The organism is Arthrobacter sp. 49Tsu3.1M3 (assembly GCF_900168135.1).
Lineage (GTDB): Bacteria > Actinomycetota > Actinomycetes > Actinomycetales > Micrococcaceae > Arthrobacter.
In genome coordinates this window covers 556229-572110 of sequence record NZ_FUZD01000001.1, presented here as the reverse complement: position 1 = coordinate 572110, position 15882 = coordinate 556229, and the positions used below count along the sequence as shown (strand labels likewise).

Below are 15882 nucleotides of genomic sequence, written 5' to 3'. Positions count from 1 at the left end.
AATTCCACAGGAGTGGTCCTCTGCGGTCCTGGGCGCCGTACGAAACTTTCTTCCGCGACGCGGACATGGACGCCCGCGCCGCGTCGTTGGCGGCCCTGGTCGCAGTTGCCGTCTTGGGGCCTGGGGGCGGTTGCTCGAGATCCATTCTTACTTCTCCTGTCCAAGAGGTGACCGGAGCGCTCCCGTGGTTGCCCGCAAGCGGCTCCCCCATTGGGGGCTCAAGGGATGCAATATGCTCCGCCGTGCAGCGGTTGTTGCGGCATGAGGGCTGGCCCGGACGGTTGTCGGCCTTCGGCGGCATGACTCTCGTGTGAACTTTGCGTCCGGTGCTTGCCGTGCGTCAAGGGACTATGGGCATTGACATGTCCGGATAGTTCCGCCCCACCGGGCAGCGGCACTGGATGAGTCGCACAAATTCCGGTGCCGCCTCTTCGATTCTCAAACCCGATTCGCTGAACTAAATCGGCTGTGCGATTTCGAGAACTGCTATCCAGATGCGGCTCCCGACGGGCTGGCACGCCCTCAGTTCTCACTTGAGATCGTCCTCGGAATCGTTTGTTTGCGGGAACAACACAGGTGAGTGAGCGATTTGTTCGTAAGGCACCTTGGCCGCATGGGTATGTTTCATGCCCAGGAAAAGAACTGGAGTTGGTTTAGGCTGCGCGGCGGGCGAAGGAGCGGACCGGAGTTCTCTGCGGCCATCGAGTCGAAAACACAGAGATGTTCTCGCCCTCGCCGACGGCCTCGCGTTGAGGGCGACGCGCTAAGGGCGGGCAGGAGGGGATGGCCCAGCCCGCCCCTGTTTTGGGTTGCGGCTGGAGCGATTCGATCCCTTCTCGGAATCCTTCGTTTATCTAGTCCGCCGGGCTAGTGCTGGGTCAAGCGTGGACGGGATTGCTCGATGATGCTGGACGGGCAGCTGCTGCTGTGAGGGCTGTGGCCAGCAGGAGCGGTGCCCAAACCGTTTGTGCGATGGTTGCGCCCGCGGCGGCTGTTCCGGCTGATCCTGCAGCGATCTTGAGTGCGCCTACCCAGATGAAGATTTGGCCGCGCGCTTCGATGGGTGCGTATTCACTGCGCGCGGCGAGTGTTGCCGCGAAGAAAAGCGCGTTGGCGATCCCTGCCAGGCAGAACGCAATAAGGGAGGTGGGGAGTGTCGGGGTAAGCATCACCACGATCAGCGTGGCAGCGACGAGTGCAGCAAGGGAGCTCATGAGTGGGTCTGCCGCGCGGCGAAGCGGCCGGAGCATAAGAGCTGCTGATCCGAGGAGATTCCCTACCCCGTAGGCGGCGATGAGTGTTCCGGCGGCTGCGGCCCCGCCGAACCCGGGAGCTGTTGCAACGGCGTAGATCGGTAATGCGGCGACGGAGAATGCGACGGTCACTGTGAGTCCGAGTGTGCGCCGCAGCGGACCGCGTTCCCAGATGATGCTTAGTGTTCGTCCGGGTGATGGTACGACCACGGCTTGGTCCAGTGGCTCTTGTCTGGGGAGTGCGAGGACGGCTCCGGCGCCAACGACGGCGGCTCCGGCCAGAGCGAGTGTCGCGGTGAGTGCGCCGGACGTTGCCGCGATCCACGCGACTGCTGCGGGGCCGAGGGTGCCGCTGAGCCCGCAGCTTGCGACGTCCCAGCTTTGTGCTCGGCGTTGGCTACGCAGTTCGGGGCCGGCGATGGAGGGCAGGCGACTGCTGATCCCGCCGGTGAGCATCGGCCCGAAGATGCCGGAGACAAAGAGCAGCATGGCCGGCCAGATCGGCCAGATCGGCCAGACGACGGGCAGGAGCAGCGCGGCAGCACCGAGCAGCACGCCGTGGAGGACGGCGGAGCACGCGATGACCTTGCGCCCGTCGCGGGCTGTGTCGAGGCGTCGTGCGATGAAGGGGCCGAGCAGGTGGGGTGCGGTGATTGATGCTCCCAGGAGTCCGGCCAGCCAGCCGGGCATCCCGCAGGCGTGTGCGAGCAACACGATGGCGACTACCGCGCCGCCGTCCGCGCTACGCACCAGGGTCGCGGCGAAGACGTAGCGGGCCAGCGCCCCGACCCGACGGTCCTTCCTGTGCGGAACGCCGAGGCCCACGCTACGGGTTGAGCCCGAGCTCATCGACAATCCTGGCGACATGGGTGCGCTGTTCCGCGGTCAGTCCTTGGATGGGAAGGGGCAGGCACGATGGTGATGCCAGTCCCAGCTGTTCCGCTATTGCCGCGACGACCCGGATGCTCCCGCCAAATTCGGCGAACAGCTCCCACAAGGGTGCAAGCCGTTCGGACTCGGCGGCCGCTTCGGAGAATCGCCCTTCCCGGGCGGCCCTGGTGATCCGCATCGCCAGGGTGGGCAAGGTGCCGCCGATGACCGAGTACCAGGCATCGCACCCGACGGCGAGTCCGGCGGCGGCCTTGGCGTCGCCGGAAACTCCGATGGTCACGTGCGCAGGGACGGCCGCCCGGATTTCCTGAATCCTCGCCTGCGCCTGGTGCGGATCGGCCGGTACGCCCGGGATTTTGATGGAAGCGATACCGGGAAGGTCCGCGATGCGTCCGTAGAGTTCGGTCGTGAAGCTGAAGTGGGTGGTGCCCGGGTTGTCATAGACGATGACGGGCAGCGACGAGTTCGCTGTGACGGTTCGGAAGAGTTCGAACACATCATCGTCGGTGAGTGGCTGATATGTCATGGGAGCCAGCAGGAGGCCCGAAGCCCCTGCCTGTTCTGCCTTCTCAGCGTTCGCGAGGACGTGTGAGGTCCGCAGGGCGCCGACACCAATGAACACGGGCGTCCCGCCGGCGTGCTCGACGGCAAGGTGGGCCACACGGCTTCGTTCCTCGCCGCTCAGGTACGCGTAGGAGCCTGTGGAGCCGAGCGCGGTAATGGAGTCAACCTTGGCCTCCGCGAGCCGTTCGATCAGGCGAATGAAGGCAGGTTCGTCAATAGCATCATCTGCCAGAGGGGTAAGGGGGAAGGCACTCAAACCGGTGAACATGGTCATGACTCCTTTGTTTGAATTACAGGGAAGCAAAGTCTTCAGGCGCCGGCCGCTGCCTGGGCGGGCTGGGCTGCGCGGGCACCTTAACCTCGGAATTCCCGCGCAGCGACAGTCTGGCGGACCCGCCTGGCTGGACGACTGTCGCCTACTTCGGCTCTTGGCCGATGAGGTCGGGATCAATGACGGCGGGGTCCATGCGGGTATCGGCGAGTTCGCGGGAGCGCGGTTGCCGTCGCCCGCCGCGTTGCGCGGCGGCGCCGGCGAGGACGACCAGCGTGATGCCACCGAATTGGACTAGCGAGGGCTGCTGGTGCAGCACGAGCAGCCCGAGGAGCACGCCGAAGGCAGGTTCGAGGGCCATCAGGGTACCGAACGCGGTGGGCGTCATCCTGCGCAGGGCGAGCATCTCCAGCGCCATCGGCAGCACCGGCATCAGGACGGCCAGTCCGAAGGCGGCGGCGAGGATCCCGAGGTTAAGGTGTCCGGCGGACTGCGGGATGCCGAGGACCGCTGCCGTGGCAGCGGCGACGGGAACGGTGAGTGAGAGCGCGCCGATGCCCGTGAAGCGGTCACCGATCCGTTGGGTGAGCAGGATGTAAGCGGCCCACCCGATGGCTGCGAGCCCTGCGAGGCCGATACCGGCGAGGTTGATAGCCCCGGCCCAGGGTTCCGTCAGCAGGACGACGCCGAGGAGCGCCAGGGCTGGCCAGATAAGCGCCCGTGCGTTGTGGGCGCGGACCGCGGCGACGGTCAGCGGACCGAGGAACTCGATCGCGACGGCGGTGCCGAGCGCGATGCGTTCGATGGAGGCGAGGAAGGCGATGGTCATCAGTCCGGTGGCGACGCCCAGCCCCAGAAGGACGGGGATGTCGGGGCGGCGCAGTGTGCGCAACGGGGGTCGGGCGATGGCGAGGAAGATGAGTGCCCCCACACTGAGTCTGAGCCAGGCGGTTCCGGCCGGCCCCACCGCCGCAATGAGATCCACTGACAGGGCCGAGCTCAGCTGGACCGAGAGCATGGCGGCAACGGCCAGCCCCCACGGCGGCACCGGGACATTCTTGGGGACACGTTGGCTCACGGCTGGCTCCCTTGGGCCAGCCGGTCAGCGATCGCGCGTGTCCGGGGGTGGATGAGCATGTCAGTCTCCTTCGTTGGCTGGCGTGCCGGCGGCGATCAGGCGGCGGGCGACGCGGACGTCGGGACCGAGCAGGGTCAGCCTGGCAGCCAGGTCCTCGGCCGCGGTGTGGAGCGCCTCATCGGTCATGGGTTCGAGCGCGTCGAGGATGAACAGTGCGGCGGTGGTGTTCTCGCCGAGCTGGGTGCGGCGTGCCTGGCGCCAGTTCCAGCGCCGGCAGGTCACCCCGGCGTCGTCGCACCACACGACCTCGCCAGGTTCCGGGTGTTCGACCACCGCTGCGCCGCCGGCGGCGGTATCGAAGGGTTCCTTGCCGGTGGCGCGGACCAGCCGGGGCGCACCGCTGTAGCGGGTCAGGTCCTCCCCGCCCAGGGGGATCCGGTGGAGCACCGAAACCGCGTTATAGAGGTCGGTGAGACGGTTCACCCGGGGCAACCCGGACTCCGCACGGCGCAGGAGTGCCTCCAGGCTGTTGCGCGTGCGGCTGGGTTTGGCTCCGAAGCCCTGGTAAGCCTCGCGCCAGGCTGCGACGTGCGGAAGGTGTTCGACTGGCCCGTTGCTGAGCAGCTGGCGGGCTGAGGTCTCCGCCGCCTGGAGCAGCTCCTCACCGGCCTGGTCGCTCGGGCCCGGGACGAGTCCGTCAACGGCCAGCAGCAACGCCCGGTAGTCGGGCCGCAGCGCGAACACGGCGGCGTCAACCCGGCCGCCGTCGAGGAATTCCTGCAGCATGCCCAGCTCAGGCATCGGACGCCTCCGGCCGGTGTCCTGTCCCCACGCCCGGCTCGAAGACGGCCAGGGAGAACCTCGCCGGCTCCGTGCCCGGATTGGCATAAGAGTGTGCCACGTCGCCCGGGAACGTCACCGCATCGCCGGCATCGAGGCTGACCGATTGGCCTGCGATCTCCACCGTGACCGTGCCCTGCTGGACCTGCAGGAGCTCCTTGGTTCCCGAGGTGTGGGCCTCGCTCACGTGACGGTCGCCGACGCCCAGCGTCCAATCCCACAGTTCAACCACGTCCGGTGACTCGGTGCCGGCCACCAACACCCCGCGGCCGCCGGACTCACCGCTCCACAACGCAGCGCCGTCACCACTGCGGGTGACCTTTACCGGCTTCGGCCGGGGTAGCTCGACCAGCGCCGGCAGCCCCACGCCGAGCGCGTCGCTGATCCTCAGCAGGGTTCCCACGCTGGGATTCGCGGCACCCTGCTCCACGTTGACGACCATCCTGCGGCTTACCCCGGCAGACTCCGCCAGCTGATCAAGCGTCCAGCCCCGCGACTGCCTCTCCTGCTTAACCCGGGCGCCGATGGCCAACGCCAAGGCCGTTGTACTCTCATCCATAAGTGCATCATAGTGCACTATTAGTGCATTCTTCTACCGATCTCGTTCGGCGGGATATCAAGCGGACCAAAACGGTCGCAACGTTCGCTGGCGGATACCGATGGCGAGGCTCGGCCCGGATGACTTCACAGGATCAGTGGCAGAAGGGCCGCAGGGGAGGGAACAACGGCGGCGGCCTGCGAGGCTTCCTCGGCGTCCCCGTATCCCCAGAGTGCGAATATTGCGGGGATTCCGTGTTTAGCTGCTCCCGCGACGTCGTAACTTCGGTCTCCGACCATTGCGGGACTGGAGATGTCTACGCCTGTGGAATGAAGCCGAAGCAGCAATTCGGCGATGACGTCTGCCTTGCTCGCTCTTCCCTCGGTATCTGACGCTCCGCAAACGTTGATGAAGTGGCAATCAATTCCGAACATTCGTGCCAGTCTTATTGCTTGATCTTCAACCTTGGACGTGGCTACGGCCATCGGAATGCCGGCCGAATGTAGGCGTTCTAGTAGATCGATGATCCCGTCGTATGGGCTGGACTGTTCGGCGCCATGCTCGGCGTATGCCTTGCGGTAGTGTTGGAGGGCCTTTTGGGCGGTTTTTTCGTCCAGTTGGGAGACAGTTCTGAAGGACTCGATCATCGGTGGTCCGACGAATCGGCGCAGTGTGTCCATCGATGGGACCGGTGCGCCTACAGCGGCCAAGGCCTGGGCAGCGCTTGCTGTAACGCCGGGTGCTGAGTCCAGCAGCGTTCCGTCCATGTCGAACAGGATGCAGCTTAGGCCAGTGAGAGCGGACGGGGCTTGGTGCAGGTGTGTCATTCTTTTCGGGGTCTTTCGGTCTTGAAGTTTGGTTCCATTCCGGTTGTACCCGGGGGATTATCGCGGTGAAGGGGAGGCATGGATCGAGTGAGTCTTGATCAGATAGATCAGAGGATTCTTGCGGAGCTGACGAAGAACGCCCGCATGAGCCACGCAGAGCTGGCGACCAAAGTCCTCCTGTCGCGGAATGCTGTGCGCCAGCGGATCGAACGGATGGAGCGGCAGGGGTATATCCAGGGGTACACGATTGTTGCCGGGCCACCGGGCCAGGGCCCGGTGTCCGCTTTCCTGATGGTTTACCGGAAGGACCGGGTGCGCGGGGCTGATGTCATCTCCGTTTTACGGTCCATTCCCGAAGTGGTTCTGTGCGACGTCGTGAGCGGTGACTTTGACCTTCTGGTGAGGGTCGAGGCCCGGTCGCTGGAGAGGGTTCAGGAAATCTGGGAGCAGATCGCGGCCATTCCCGGCGTCACGGACACGGTGACGGCCATGACGCTGTCCAGTTACATCAGGCGGGGCGCCGGAGGTGTCCGGGCCACGGAGTGAAGTGATCAGAGCCCGCATACGTCCGTACTCATGACTGGCAGCACGGCGGTTTCAATCAGCGACCGGGCTGCCTCCCGGTCCAAGAGGTTCCTGCTGGTGACCACGTCCAGAATGGTTGACCCGTCCTGAAGGGCTTCCTTTGCGACCGCTGCTGCTGCGGCGTACCCGATGGCCGGTATTAGGGCCGTTGCGAGACCCACCGAGACTGACGTCTGGCGGGCGAGGTGTCCGGTGTTCGCTTCAATACCCTCCATGCAGTATCGACGAAGGGCGTGCGATCCTTTTTCGAGCCACGAAATGCTTTGAAGAAGGAAATGGGCAATGACAGGTTCGAAGGCATTGAGCTGGAGTTGTCCGTTGTCTGCAGCCATCGTGACTGTAGTGTCAGCTCCGGCGACTGCGAAGGCGATCTGATTCATGGCCTCCGGGATGACAGGGTTGACTTTTCCCGGCATGATTGATGACCCGGCCTGGCGCGGGGGCAGGATAATCTCGCCGAAGCCGTTCTGTGGACCGCTCGACAGCAACCGTAGGTCGCTGCTGATTTTGGACAGCTTTATGGCCGTGCGCTTCAGCATGCCCGACAAGTGCATGAAAACACCAACGTCGGACGTCGCTTCGATGAGGTCGGCGGCGGGAACGACCGGGACGCCGGAGACCTCGGAGAGCGCCAGAAGCACGCGTTCCTGATACCCCGGCTCGGCGGTGATGCCGGTCCCGATGGCGGTGGCGCCCAGGCTGCACTCGAGCAGCAGAGCTGTGGATTCCATCAGCCTGGAGCGGTCTTCTTCCAGCGTCGCGGCGAAGGCATTGAACTCCTGCCCAAGGGTCATCGGGACGGCGTCCTGAAGCTGTGTCCTGCCCATCTTCACCACGTCGGCGAATTCAGCACCCTTGCTGCGGGCGGATTCGGCGAGCTTGCCCAACTCGCGGTGGAGCTCTTCGGTGGCGAAAATCAGTGCCAGTTTGATCGCCGTGGGATAGGTGTCATTGGTGGATTGGCACCGGTTAACGTGATCAATGGGGTGCAGGAGCTGGTAGTCACCGCGGCGGTGGCCCAGTCTTTCCAGCGCAAGATTCGCGATCACCTCGTTGGCATTCATGTTCGTACTCGTACCGGCACCGCCCTGAATGACGTCCACACAGAACTGTTCGTGGTGATGTCCGTCCTGGATTTCCTGGCACGCTTCGCGGATCGCTGTCGCCTCCCGCGGGTCAAGGATGCCCAATTCGCAGTTGGCCTGCGCCGCAGCGTTCTTGATCATCGCCAGCGCACGCACCAGGTGCGGGTGGCGGGAGATGGGAATCCCGCTGATGGTGAAGTTTTCCAAGGCCCGGGCGGTGTGCGCTCCCCAAAAGGCTGTGGCCGGTACAGGAACGCTCCCGAGCGAATCCGTCTCGATGCGGCAGGTCATTATTTTCCATCCTCTGTGTGGACGTGTGGGTGGTGGCGTGGTTGAGTGCCGTTTGCTCGGAGGAACTGGAGGGCGCAGGGCCCGGTCGCGCCCTCCAGGTCGATCAGTTCTTGATGCAAATGACCTTTGGCTGCGTCATCTCCTCATACGCGAAATGGACGCCCTCCCGGCCCATGCTCCCGTACTTGGCCCCACCGAATGGCATGCCGTCGAACCGGTAGTCAGAGGAATCGTTGATCATGACGCCGCCTGCTTCGAGCTTGCGGGCCGCATCCATGGCCCTGGCCAGGGAGTCGGTGAATATGCCCGCATGGAGACTGAACTCGATGGCGTTGGCGACGTCGATGGCCTCTTCGAAGGTGGTGAATTTATGAAGCATCACCACCGGCCCGAAAACCTCCTCCTTCCACAGCCTGCTGTCCGCCGGGACGGCTTCCAGAACGGTCGGCTGAAGCACATTTCCGTCCTTGACATTGCCAGCGAGCAGGACAGCGCCGGCACCGAGGGCCCCTTCCAGCTTCGTCTGGAGCTCCTGCATGGCGGCGGGGCTGATCATGGGCCCGACATCCGTCCGTTCATCCGATGGATCTCCGGCTACCAACCGTGCCGTTTCCTCCAGGAAGCGCCGGCGGAACGCGCTGTACACCGGGGCGGCTACGAGGATCCGCTGCACCCCCACGCAGTTCTGTCCGGCGGCCCAAAACGCTCCGGAGACGCAGGATTCCACCGCGTTCTCGATGTCGGCATCGTCCAGGACGATCACGGGTGCGTTTCCACCGAGATCCATCGAAAGCTTCTTCAGGCCTGCCGTGCGGGCGATGCTCTCACCCGTGGAGAACCCCCCGGTGAAGGACACCATTCGTACGTCCCGGGACCTGATGATTGACTCGGCTACTTCCCGGTCGCCGTGAACAATCGTGAGGGTCTCCGGCGGCAGCCCGGAGCTGACGAGGGCGTCCGTGAGCAGTTGGGCTGACAGCGGAGTCAGGGCCGAGGGTTTGAGGATCACGGCGTTTCCTCCGGCGATGGCCGGCCCGATCTTGTGAGCCACCAGGTTGAGGGGGTCGTTGAACGGAGTGATCGCGGCAATGATGCCCAAGGGTTCGCGGGAGTACCACCCGGTCCGGTCCTCTGAGCCCTCGTACGAGTCAAAGGGGATGACTTCGCCTGCGTTTCGGCGCGCTTCGGCAGCGGAGAGGCGGAGCGTGTTGACCGCCCGCAGGACTTCCTTCCGGGCCTGGCGGATCGTTTTCCCGGCCTCAGACACAATGGTTTGCGCGAACTCCTCGTGGCGCTGCTCGATCTCTGTTGCGGCGCCGTCGAGTATCTTCCCGCGGGCATTGCGGGACAGCGCCCGTGCTTTCCGGGCGCCGATGCGGGCTGTTTCAATCACGGCTTCGCCGGCGGTGGCTTCGGTCAGGGAAACCGCGCCGACCACCCTGCCGTCGTAGGGGCTCCTGACGTCCCGGAACTGAGGGAGCACGGTTTCCGTCGAATACAGTGTGGATTCAAGCATTTGCGGCTGCTCCCGTCCGGACGGCGTGCATGGCGATGATGTCGGAGAGCAGGGCGTAGGCGGTTTCCACGCGGCCGGCTCCCGGTCCTGAGACGGTTACGGCGCCCAGAAGGTCGGTGTCGAAGGACACGGCGTTGGTTGCGCCTGAAATGCCGGCCAGCCCGTGGTCGAGGGGGAGTGCGACGGGGGATACGCCTGCCGTCACTGACCCGTCCAGGTTCCGCCGTGCAGCACCGACGAGCTTCCATCGGCGTCCCTCGCGGGCTGCCTTCCGGATATTCTCCGGCGTCACAGCTGAAATCCCCTGCCGCTGAACGTCCTGGAGTTCCATGCCTGCGTCGAGCAGTTCGTTGGCGAGGATGAGGACCTTGAGCTGAACGTCGTAGCCTTCAATGTCTGCTGCGGGGTTTGCCTCGGCATAGCCGAGTTCCTGCGCCTCGCTGATAGCCGCCTCGAGGCCCAGCCCGGCTTCCATCCGCCCGAGCACGTAGTTGCTGGTGCCGTTGAGAATGCCTTCGAAACCCTTCAGCTTCAGCCCCGCGAACATCCTCTTGGCCAGGCGGATGACGGGAGTGCCGCTCATAACGGCACCCTCGAACTCGAAGTGCACGCCGTTCTGTTCGGCCAGGGAGGTCAGCTCAGCGCCACGGAGGGCAACGGGGCCCTTGTTCGTGGTGCAGACGCTCTTGCCGGATTCGAGTGCCCATCGCACGTGCGAGACTGCCGGCTCGCCGTCCTCGGGATTGGTGAAGGTAGCCTCGCAGATGATGTCCGCGGTGCAGTTGCGGATGACGGATTCATTATTGGTGTCCGCGGATCCGCCGTATTCGGCGAAGGTTTCGCTGCCACCGTCCAGTTTGAGGGGGATGGAAAGGTCAATGCCCTCGGCCTGGACCAGGGAGCCGAGGCGGAGGTCGGTGATGGCCACGACCCGCAGGCCGAAGCCCAGCTCGGTATGAAGTGTCTCGCCGCGTGTTGCGATCAGTTCGGCCAGTGTCCGGTTGACGCCGCCGAAGCCGATCAGCGCAATGTCGTAGGTGGTCATGGTGCTCCTTCAATCAGTTACATCGGTCTTCCAATGCTCACCGCATTCCATGTCCGTCGGTGCATGTGATTGTGACCGAAAAACAGGGCGAAGTGACCATGTCCCTGCCGATTCGACATCGACGCCCGGATGTAACTAAGTGCAACATAGGCATGGTGAAATGTTTTTAATGACCAAAATCTCGTTTTCGTGTTACTTTCATCACTACCGCCGTTGCACAGTCCGAGGCGGCCCGTCCCGCCCACCGGGACGACATGCGCACCTTTCGCATCAGACCTGTCCACTCACCTGGGAGAAACCATGGAACCGTCAACACCTGTCCAGCTGGAACCGCAGCCCACGATTCCCCCGTCGACCGATTCCGGGCTCCGGCGGTCCATGGGGGCACGGCATCTGGTCATGATCGCCATGGGTGGGGTGATCGGTTCCGGGCTGTTCCTTAGCTCGGGCTACACCATTTCCCAGGCCGGCCCACTCGGGGCCGTCATCGCTTATCTCATCGGTGCCTTCGTTGTGTACCTGGTAATGGCCTGCCTCGGCGAACTTGCCATCGCGTATCCGGTCTCAGGCGCGTTCCACATCTACGCTGCGAGGTCGATCGGGCCTGCCACCGGCTTCGTCACGGCCTGGCTCTACTGGCTCTGTTGGGCAGTGGCCATCGGATCGGAGTTCACGGCCTCAGGCCTCCTGATGCAGCGCTGGTTCCCCGGGGTCGAGGTCTGGGTCTGGTGCGTCATCTTCGCCTCGGTCCTCTTCGGCTTCAACGCCATTTCCTCGAAGTTCTTCGGCGAGTCTGAGTTCTGGTTTGCCATCGTCAAGGTCGGCGCCATCGTGGTCCTCATCGTCCTCGGCGGCGCGGCGCTCTTCGGAGTTCACCCGCTTAGCGAGGGGGTCAACCACCCGTTCCTGCTGGAGAACTTCAACACATCCGGCGGCCTCTTCCCGAACGGCTTCGCCGGCGTCCTTGTCACTGCCCTGGCCGTCTTCTACGCCTTCTCAGGCTCTGAACTCATCGGCGTGGCGGCAGGCGAAACAGCCGACCCTGCCACCAGCATCCCGAAAGCGATGCGGAGCACAGTCATCCGCCTGCTGATCTTCTTCGTCGGGGCGATCGCCGTCATCGCCGCCACCATCCCGTTCGAGCAGGTCGGACTGGATGAAAGCCCGTTCGTGACGGTCTTCTCATCCATAGGCATTCCTTTTGCCGCCGACATCATGAATTTCGTCATCATCACCGCACTCCTCTCCGCCGGAAACAGCGGTCTCTTCTCCTGCGCACGGATGCTTTACTCCCTTGCCGACGAGGGGCACGCGCCGCGGGCGCTAAAGAAACTGACCCGACGCGGGATCCCCATGATCGCGCTGTCAGTCAGCATGCTCGGAGGCCTGGCATCTCTTATCAGCAGCGTCGTAGCGCCCGAAACGGTCTACCTGGCGCTCGTTTCGGTGGCAGGATTCGCCGTCGTCGGGGTCTGGATGTCCATCACCGCCTCGCACTTTTTCCACAGGAGGTCCTTCGTCAGGAGGGGCGGCGATGTTGCTGCCCTTCCGTACAAAGCGCCGCTGTTCCCGCTGGTGCCGATCCTGGCCTTCTCGCTCTGCCTTATTTCGCTCATCGGCATCGCCTACGACCCGAACCAGGTAGCAGCCCTCTATTTCGGAGTCTCTTTTGTTGGCGCCTGCTATGCCTTCTTCTACTTCAAGTACGGACGCAAGGCGCGCGAAAGCCAGTTGGCCTAGGGCCATCATCAACTACCGCATACTCTGCTTCACGGCCGGGACATTCGTGCCCGGCCGTGAAGCAGTCCAACGGATATAGCCATGAGTTCACAAGACCTGATGCAACAAATGCGCAGTTCGGCCCAGGACGCGGGCAGTTGGCTGGAGAATGGCGCCGCCGCTTTCGAGTCAAACGTCCGGAACCCGGGATCACGACGCATTTTCCCAGGACGACAACAGCCACATCGACACGGCCCTTGTGCGTTTTCAAGCCAGGCGTTGGCGCTGCTCCAGCTCACCGGAGCTCCCCGGGAAGAACGTCTCCCCGGGAGACGAAGTCGTGCTGTTCGGTCGGCAGGGAAGCGCCGCAATCGCTCCGGCAGAACTCGAAGCAGCGAATTCAGCAATACTGCCGGACCACTACCCTGTGTGGGGACAAGGAAACCGCGTCCTCGTTATCAATGAAGACATGTGAGAATAGGCGTAGTTATCGGGCGGAAGGAGCACGGATCATGGATTCTTCCTCGGAAGCGTCGTCCATGGCCCAAGGACTTCGAATAGTCCGGCTGGTCGCAGACCGGGAGAAGTGGGGCAGGCGGCTACTCGGCGTTTCCCAGCTCGCATCCGAGCTGGATATGGAACAAAGCCGTGTCTCGCGGCTGACGCAGGAATTATGCGAGCTGGGACTGCTGGAACGTGTCGAACGAGGACCCTTCCGAACCGGCCCACGTTTTTTCAGTCTGGCCGCAGCGCTGAATGCCGGATGGGTCCACGAATCAAGAGCCGAACTTGAGGCTTTGGTGGCTTCGTTCGGCCTTAGAGCCAGAGTTTCCGTCCGCGAGGGCTTCCGCGTCATTCTCCTGCGTGCCTCCAGCAATGACGCAGTCCCCGGAAGCTTCGTGAAACCCGGCATGGTGACGCCCGTATGGTGTACCGGGTCCGGCCGGGCCCTGCTCTGGGACGAGCGGCAGCCGGCCGTCCAAGCCCTCCTTCGGGACGTTAACTTCATCGGCGTAGGCGGTCCGGGAGCGGCCCATTCCCCCCAAGAACTTGCCGAATTGATGGACCGGGACAGGGCTCGGGGTTTCATTGTCGCGGAGGAGGAATTCGAGCACGGCGTCTGCGAGCTCGCCGTTCCGGTCCGCAGCGCTGACGGATCCATTCTTGCCGCGCTCAGCGTCCTGGGGGGCCGGGACAAGATCACATCCAGGACTAGTGACATTGCCGAGGCCCTCACGGCCGCAGCCGAACGGCTGGGGTCCTGCGAGGGCGGCGTCCGGGGCGACGCCGCCCGTAAGGGACTTGCCAGCTAGAGCCCGTTCGGTGCCGACGTGTGGCCCAACGCCGATTCAAGCCACTTTCCCCAGGACAGGAGAGCCGTGGCGCAGAGTTCCCGCCGCGGCTCCAGGCGGGTCTTGGTGCCTACAACCTGAAGCGCTGCGACCACGTCGCCCTTGAAGTCCCGAATCGGAACGGCCAGGGAATACAGTCCGGGCTCGGCTTCCTCATCGACAATTGAGTACCCCCGGGACCGCGCCCCGCGCAGACGCGACAGGAAGTCATCGACGTCGAGCGGTGTGTTGGGACCATGACGCATGAAGTCAACGCCGGAAAAAACGGTTCGGACCTCGGCATCCGACGCTTCCCACATCAGGGCCTGGCCGGCGTCACTGCAGTAGGCCGGGTAGGGCCGGCCCAGCCAGGAACCGACCATGTTGCTGCTTGCCGGAACACGTTCGCCGATAGTGACCGTACTTTCGCCGCGCAGGATGCCAAGGAAGCATCCTTCATCAGTTTCGCCGGCCAAGCCTTCCAGTGCGGTCACGCCGTCGCTCTGCAGCCGCTGCTCTGTCAACAGCTGCGCGTCTGTCAGGAGTGACCAGTTCAGGGTGTAGGACCGATGTTCGCCGCGGGCCAGAAACCCCTCCTGCTCGGCGGTCCGGAGGCTGCGAGAAACCTGGCTGCGGTCTTTGCCCAGATCGGCGGCTATGTCAGCGACCGTTCCGCCAGGCAGCCCTCCTGGGTTGCGGGCGCCCACCGCTAGGACAGCCATGATTCCCCGGCCCATGCTGGACGTCTTAGACATGGAACCGATTCTAGTCACTGGATCAACGGGTCTTAGTGGATGGCGAAGACCCGGGCTGGAAAACCGCTGCCTTGGAGCGGCTTCGGCCAGCTCGCAATGAGGATCGCGCCCGCTTCAGGAAGTCCGTCCAGGTTGGCCATCAGCTCGATCTGCCACCGGTTCTGGGCCAGGACATAGGTCTCCAAGGTGAAATCCTGGCGGGATGTGGCACTCCCTGGGTCTGTGTCCGTCTGCTCATGGCCGACGGCAGTCACCGAGCGCTCCTCGATGAGGAAGGAGAGGACTTCCTGCGACCATCCCGGCGTGTGGCTGACACCTTCATCATCCCTGTTTGCCATGGCACCCGTGTCGGGCCAACGATGGCTCCATCCTGTCCGCAGCGCCACAAAGGCACCGGGCGCGATGGCGCCATTGCGGTGCTCCCATGCCTGAATGTCCTCCATCGTGGGCGTGGCATCCGCATTTTCGATAACACGCGAGGTGATATCGAGGATAACCAGGGGAAGGACCATGTCCTCCACGGGAATCTGGTCCAACGTTCGTCCTCCTCGGATGAAATGCGAGGGCGGATCAACGTGCGTTCCCCATTGCCCGATGATCGAATACCGGTGAGCGGTGAAACCGTCGCCTTTCTCCAGATCGAACACAGCCTCCCTTTTTTCGTTCGGGAATGCCGAAAAATGCGGCTGGCCGGGGTGGAAGGCGTGCGTCAGGTCGGTGAATGATCGGCCGGCAAGCAGCGGCTGCAGATCGTCCCAAAGTCCGGCCGTGGTGGCTTCAATCATGATGCGGCCCCGTTCGCATGGAATGCCGGAAGCGCGGTGCTGGAGACGCTGATTGGCCCCGTCAGTTCGATGACCGGCACCTCCCAGGGATGGATATCCACCACGCGCTGGACGAATCGTTCCACGGCGGCGTCATCGAGCAGCGCATCGAAATACGTTGTGAAGACGAAGGTCGGGGAGATTGTCTGCCGCCCCACCTGACCCAACGTCGGGTTCGCGCCTTCAGTGCAGGTGAACCCCTCGAAACCTACAGAGGATTCGAAAACATGTCGGTAGTTGCCAAAATCCCCTAATTCGGGGGAATCGGACAAAGCCTGGAGCAGGGCTCCGATGCCCGCCTCGTCCTTGAATGCTTCTACGTCTCCCTTGGTGAGCCGCGAGAACGATTCCGAAGCTATGGGCCAGTGCACGCGCAACTTGCGTACTGATTTCATTTCAATCTTCAAGGGAAGCCTCTTCCTGGGCGGGTCGCGAAGGTATCTGAAAGCCATGTTGGCACAGTGTGACG

General features: G+C 63.7%; 15 protein-coding genes. 3 read left to right on the top strand and 12 right to left on the bottom strand.

The features are described from left to right. Positions 1–878: 878 nt before the first annotated feature. The 6 genes from B5X90_RS02735 to B5X90_RS02710 all read right to left on the bottom strand — a co-directional run bounded on the left by B5X90_RS02735 (position 879) and on the right by B5X90_RS02710 (position 6262). Complete coding sequence (locus tag B5X90_RS02735; RefSeq protein ID WP_143264619.1) at positions 879–2102, bottom strand: MFS transporter; 1224 nt, start codon at positions 2100–2102, stop codon at positions 879–881. Continuing rightward, positions 2080–2976: a dihydrodipicolinate synthase family protein gene (locus tag B5X90_RS02730; protein ID WP_218670169.1), complete on the bottom strand. Its 897-nt coding sequence runs from the start codon at positions 2974–2976 to the stop codon at positions 2080–2082. The genes B5X90_RS02735 and B5X90_RS02730 overlap by 23 nt, the downstream gene beginning before the upstream one ends. Positions 2977–3124: 148 nt before the next feature. Then, positions 3125–3997: an EamA family transporter gene (locus B5X90_RS02725; protein ID WP_079550010.1), complete on the bottom strand. Its 873-nt coding sequence runs from the start codon at positions 3995–3997 to the stop codon at positions 3125–3127. Between the two features lie 120 nt (positions 3998–4117). Beyond that, positions 4118–4858, bottom strand: coding sequence for a B3/B4 domain-containing protein (locus B5X90_RS02720; RefSeq protein WP_079549941.1), 741 nt, complete (start codon positions 4856–4858; stop codon positions 4118–4120). Continuing rightward, positions 4851–5456, bottom strand: a complete 606-nt coding sequence (locus B5X90_RS02715; RefSeq protein ID WP_079549940.1) for a helix-turn-helix domain-containing protein — start codon at positions 5454–5456, stop codon at positions 4851–4853. Before B5X90_RS02715 ends, B5X90_RS02720 begins: the two co-directional genes overlap by 8 nt. Before the next feature lie 125 nt (positions 5457–5581). After that, the gene (locus B5X90_RS02710) at positions 5582–6262 is read right to left on the bottom strand and encodes an HAD hydrolase-like protein (RefSeq protein ID WP_079549939.1); all 681 of its coding nucleotides are present in this window, start codon (positions 6260–6262) and stop codon (positions 5582–5584) included. A gap of 78 nt (positions 6263–6340) precedes the next feature. Between B5X90_RS02710 and B5X90_RS02705 the strand changes: the two genes are divergently transcribed. Beyond that, positions 6341–6808 (top strand): Lrp/AsnC family transcriptional regulator, encoded by a 468-nt coding sequence (locus tag B5X90_RS02705; protein ID WP_079549938.1) that lies wholly within the window; start codon positions 6341–6343, stop codon positions 6806–6808. Between the two features lie 5 nt (positions 6809–6813). Here the strand turns inward: B5X90_RS02705 and B5X90_RS02700 are convergent, their stop codons facing one another. From B5X90_RS02700 to B5X90_RS02690, 3 genes are all read right to left on the bottom strand, one after another. Beyond that, positions 6814–8223, bottom strand: coding sequence for an aspartate ammonia-lyase (locus B5X90_RS02700; RefSeq protein WP_079549937.1), 1410 nt, complete (start codon positions 8221–8223; stop codon positions 6814–6816). A gap of 103 nt (positions 8224–8326) precedes the next feature. Further along, positions 8327–9739 carry an aldehyde dehydrogenase family protein gene (locus tag B5X90_RS02695; RefSeq protein ID WP_079549936.1) on the bottom strand — a complete coding sequence of 471 codons (1413 nt, stop codon included), beginning with the start codon at positions 9737–9739 and terminating at the stop codon, positions 8327–8329. After that, positions 9732–10784, bottom strand: coding sequence for a homoserine dehydrogenase (locus tag B5X90_RS02690; RefSeq protein WP_079549935.1), 1053 nt, complete (start codon positions 10782–10784; stop codon positions 9732–9734). The genes B5X90_RS02695 and B5X90_RS02690 overlap by 8 nt, the downstream gene beginning before the upstream one ends. A 300-nt stretch (positions 10785–11084) precedes the next feature. Between B5X90_RS02690 and B5X90_RS02685 the strand changes: the two genes are divergently transcribed. Continuing rightward, the gene (locus B5X90_RS02685) at positions 11085–12524 is read left to right on the top strand and encodes an amino acid permease (RefSeq protein ID WP_079549934.1); all 1440 of its coding nucleotides are present in this window, start codon (positions 11085–11087) and stop codon (positions 12522–12524) included. A gap of 491 nt (positions 12525–13015) precedes the next feature. After that, positions 13016–13816 (top strand): IclR family transcriptional regulator, encoded by an 801-nt coding sequence (locus B5X90_RS02675; protein ID WP_079549932.1) that lies wholly within the window; start codon positions 13016–13018, stop codon positions 13814–13816. Here B5X90_RS02675 and B5X90_RS02670 read toward each other — a convergent pair. Genes B5X90_RS02670 through B5X90_RS02660 form a run of 3 tightly spaced genes read right to left on the bottom strand, consistent with a single transcriptional unit; the run spans position 13813 to position 15820 of the window. Next, positions 13813–14589 carry an IclR family transcriptional regulator gene (locus B5X90_RS02670; RefSeq protein ID WP_079549931.1) on the bottom strand — a complete coding sequence of 259 codons (777 nt, stop codon included), beginning with the start codon at positions 14587–14589 and terminating at the stop codon, positions 13813–13815. The genes B5X90_RS02675 and B5X90_RS02670 overlap by 4 nt on opposite strands. Before the next feature lie 32 nt (positions 14590–14621). Further along, a complete protein-coding gene (locus tag B5X90_RS02665) occupies positions 14622–15374 on the bottom strand; it encodes a cyclase family protein (RefSeq protein WP_079549930.1) in 753 nt (250 codons plus the stop codon). Then, positions 15371–15820, bottom strand: coding sequence for a hypothetical protein (locus B5X90_RS02660; protein ID WP_079549929.1), 450 nt, complete (start codon positions 15818–15820; stop codon positions 15371–15373). Before B5X90_RS02660 ends, B5X90_RS02665 begins: the two co-directional genes overlap by 4 nt. Between the last annotated feature and the right edge of the window lie 62 nt (positions 15821–15882).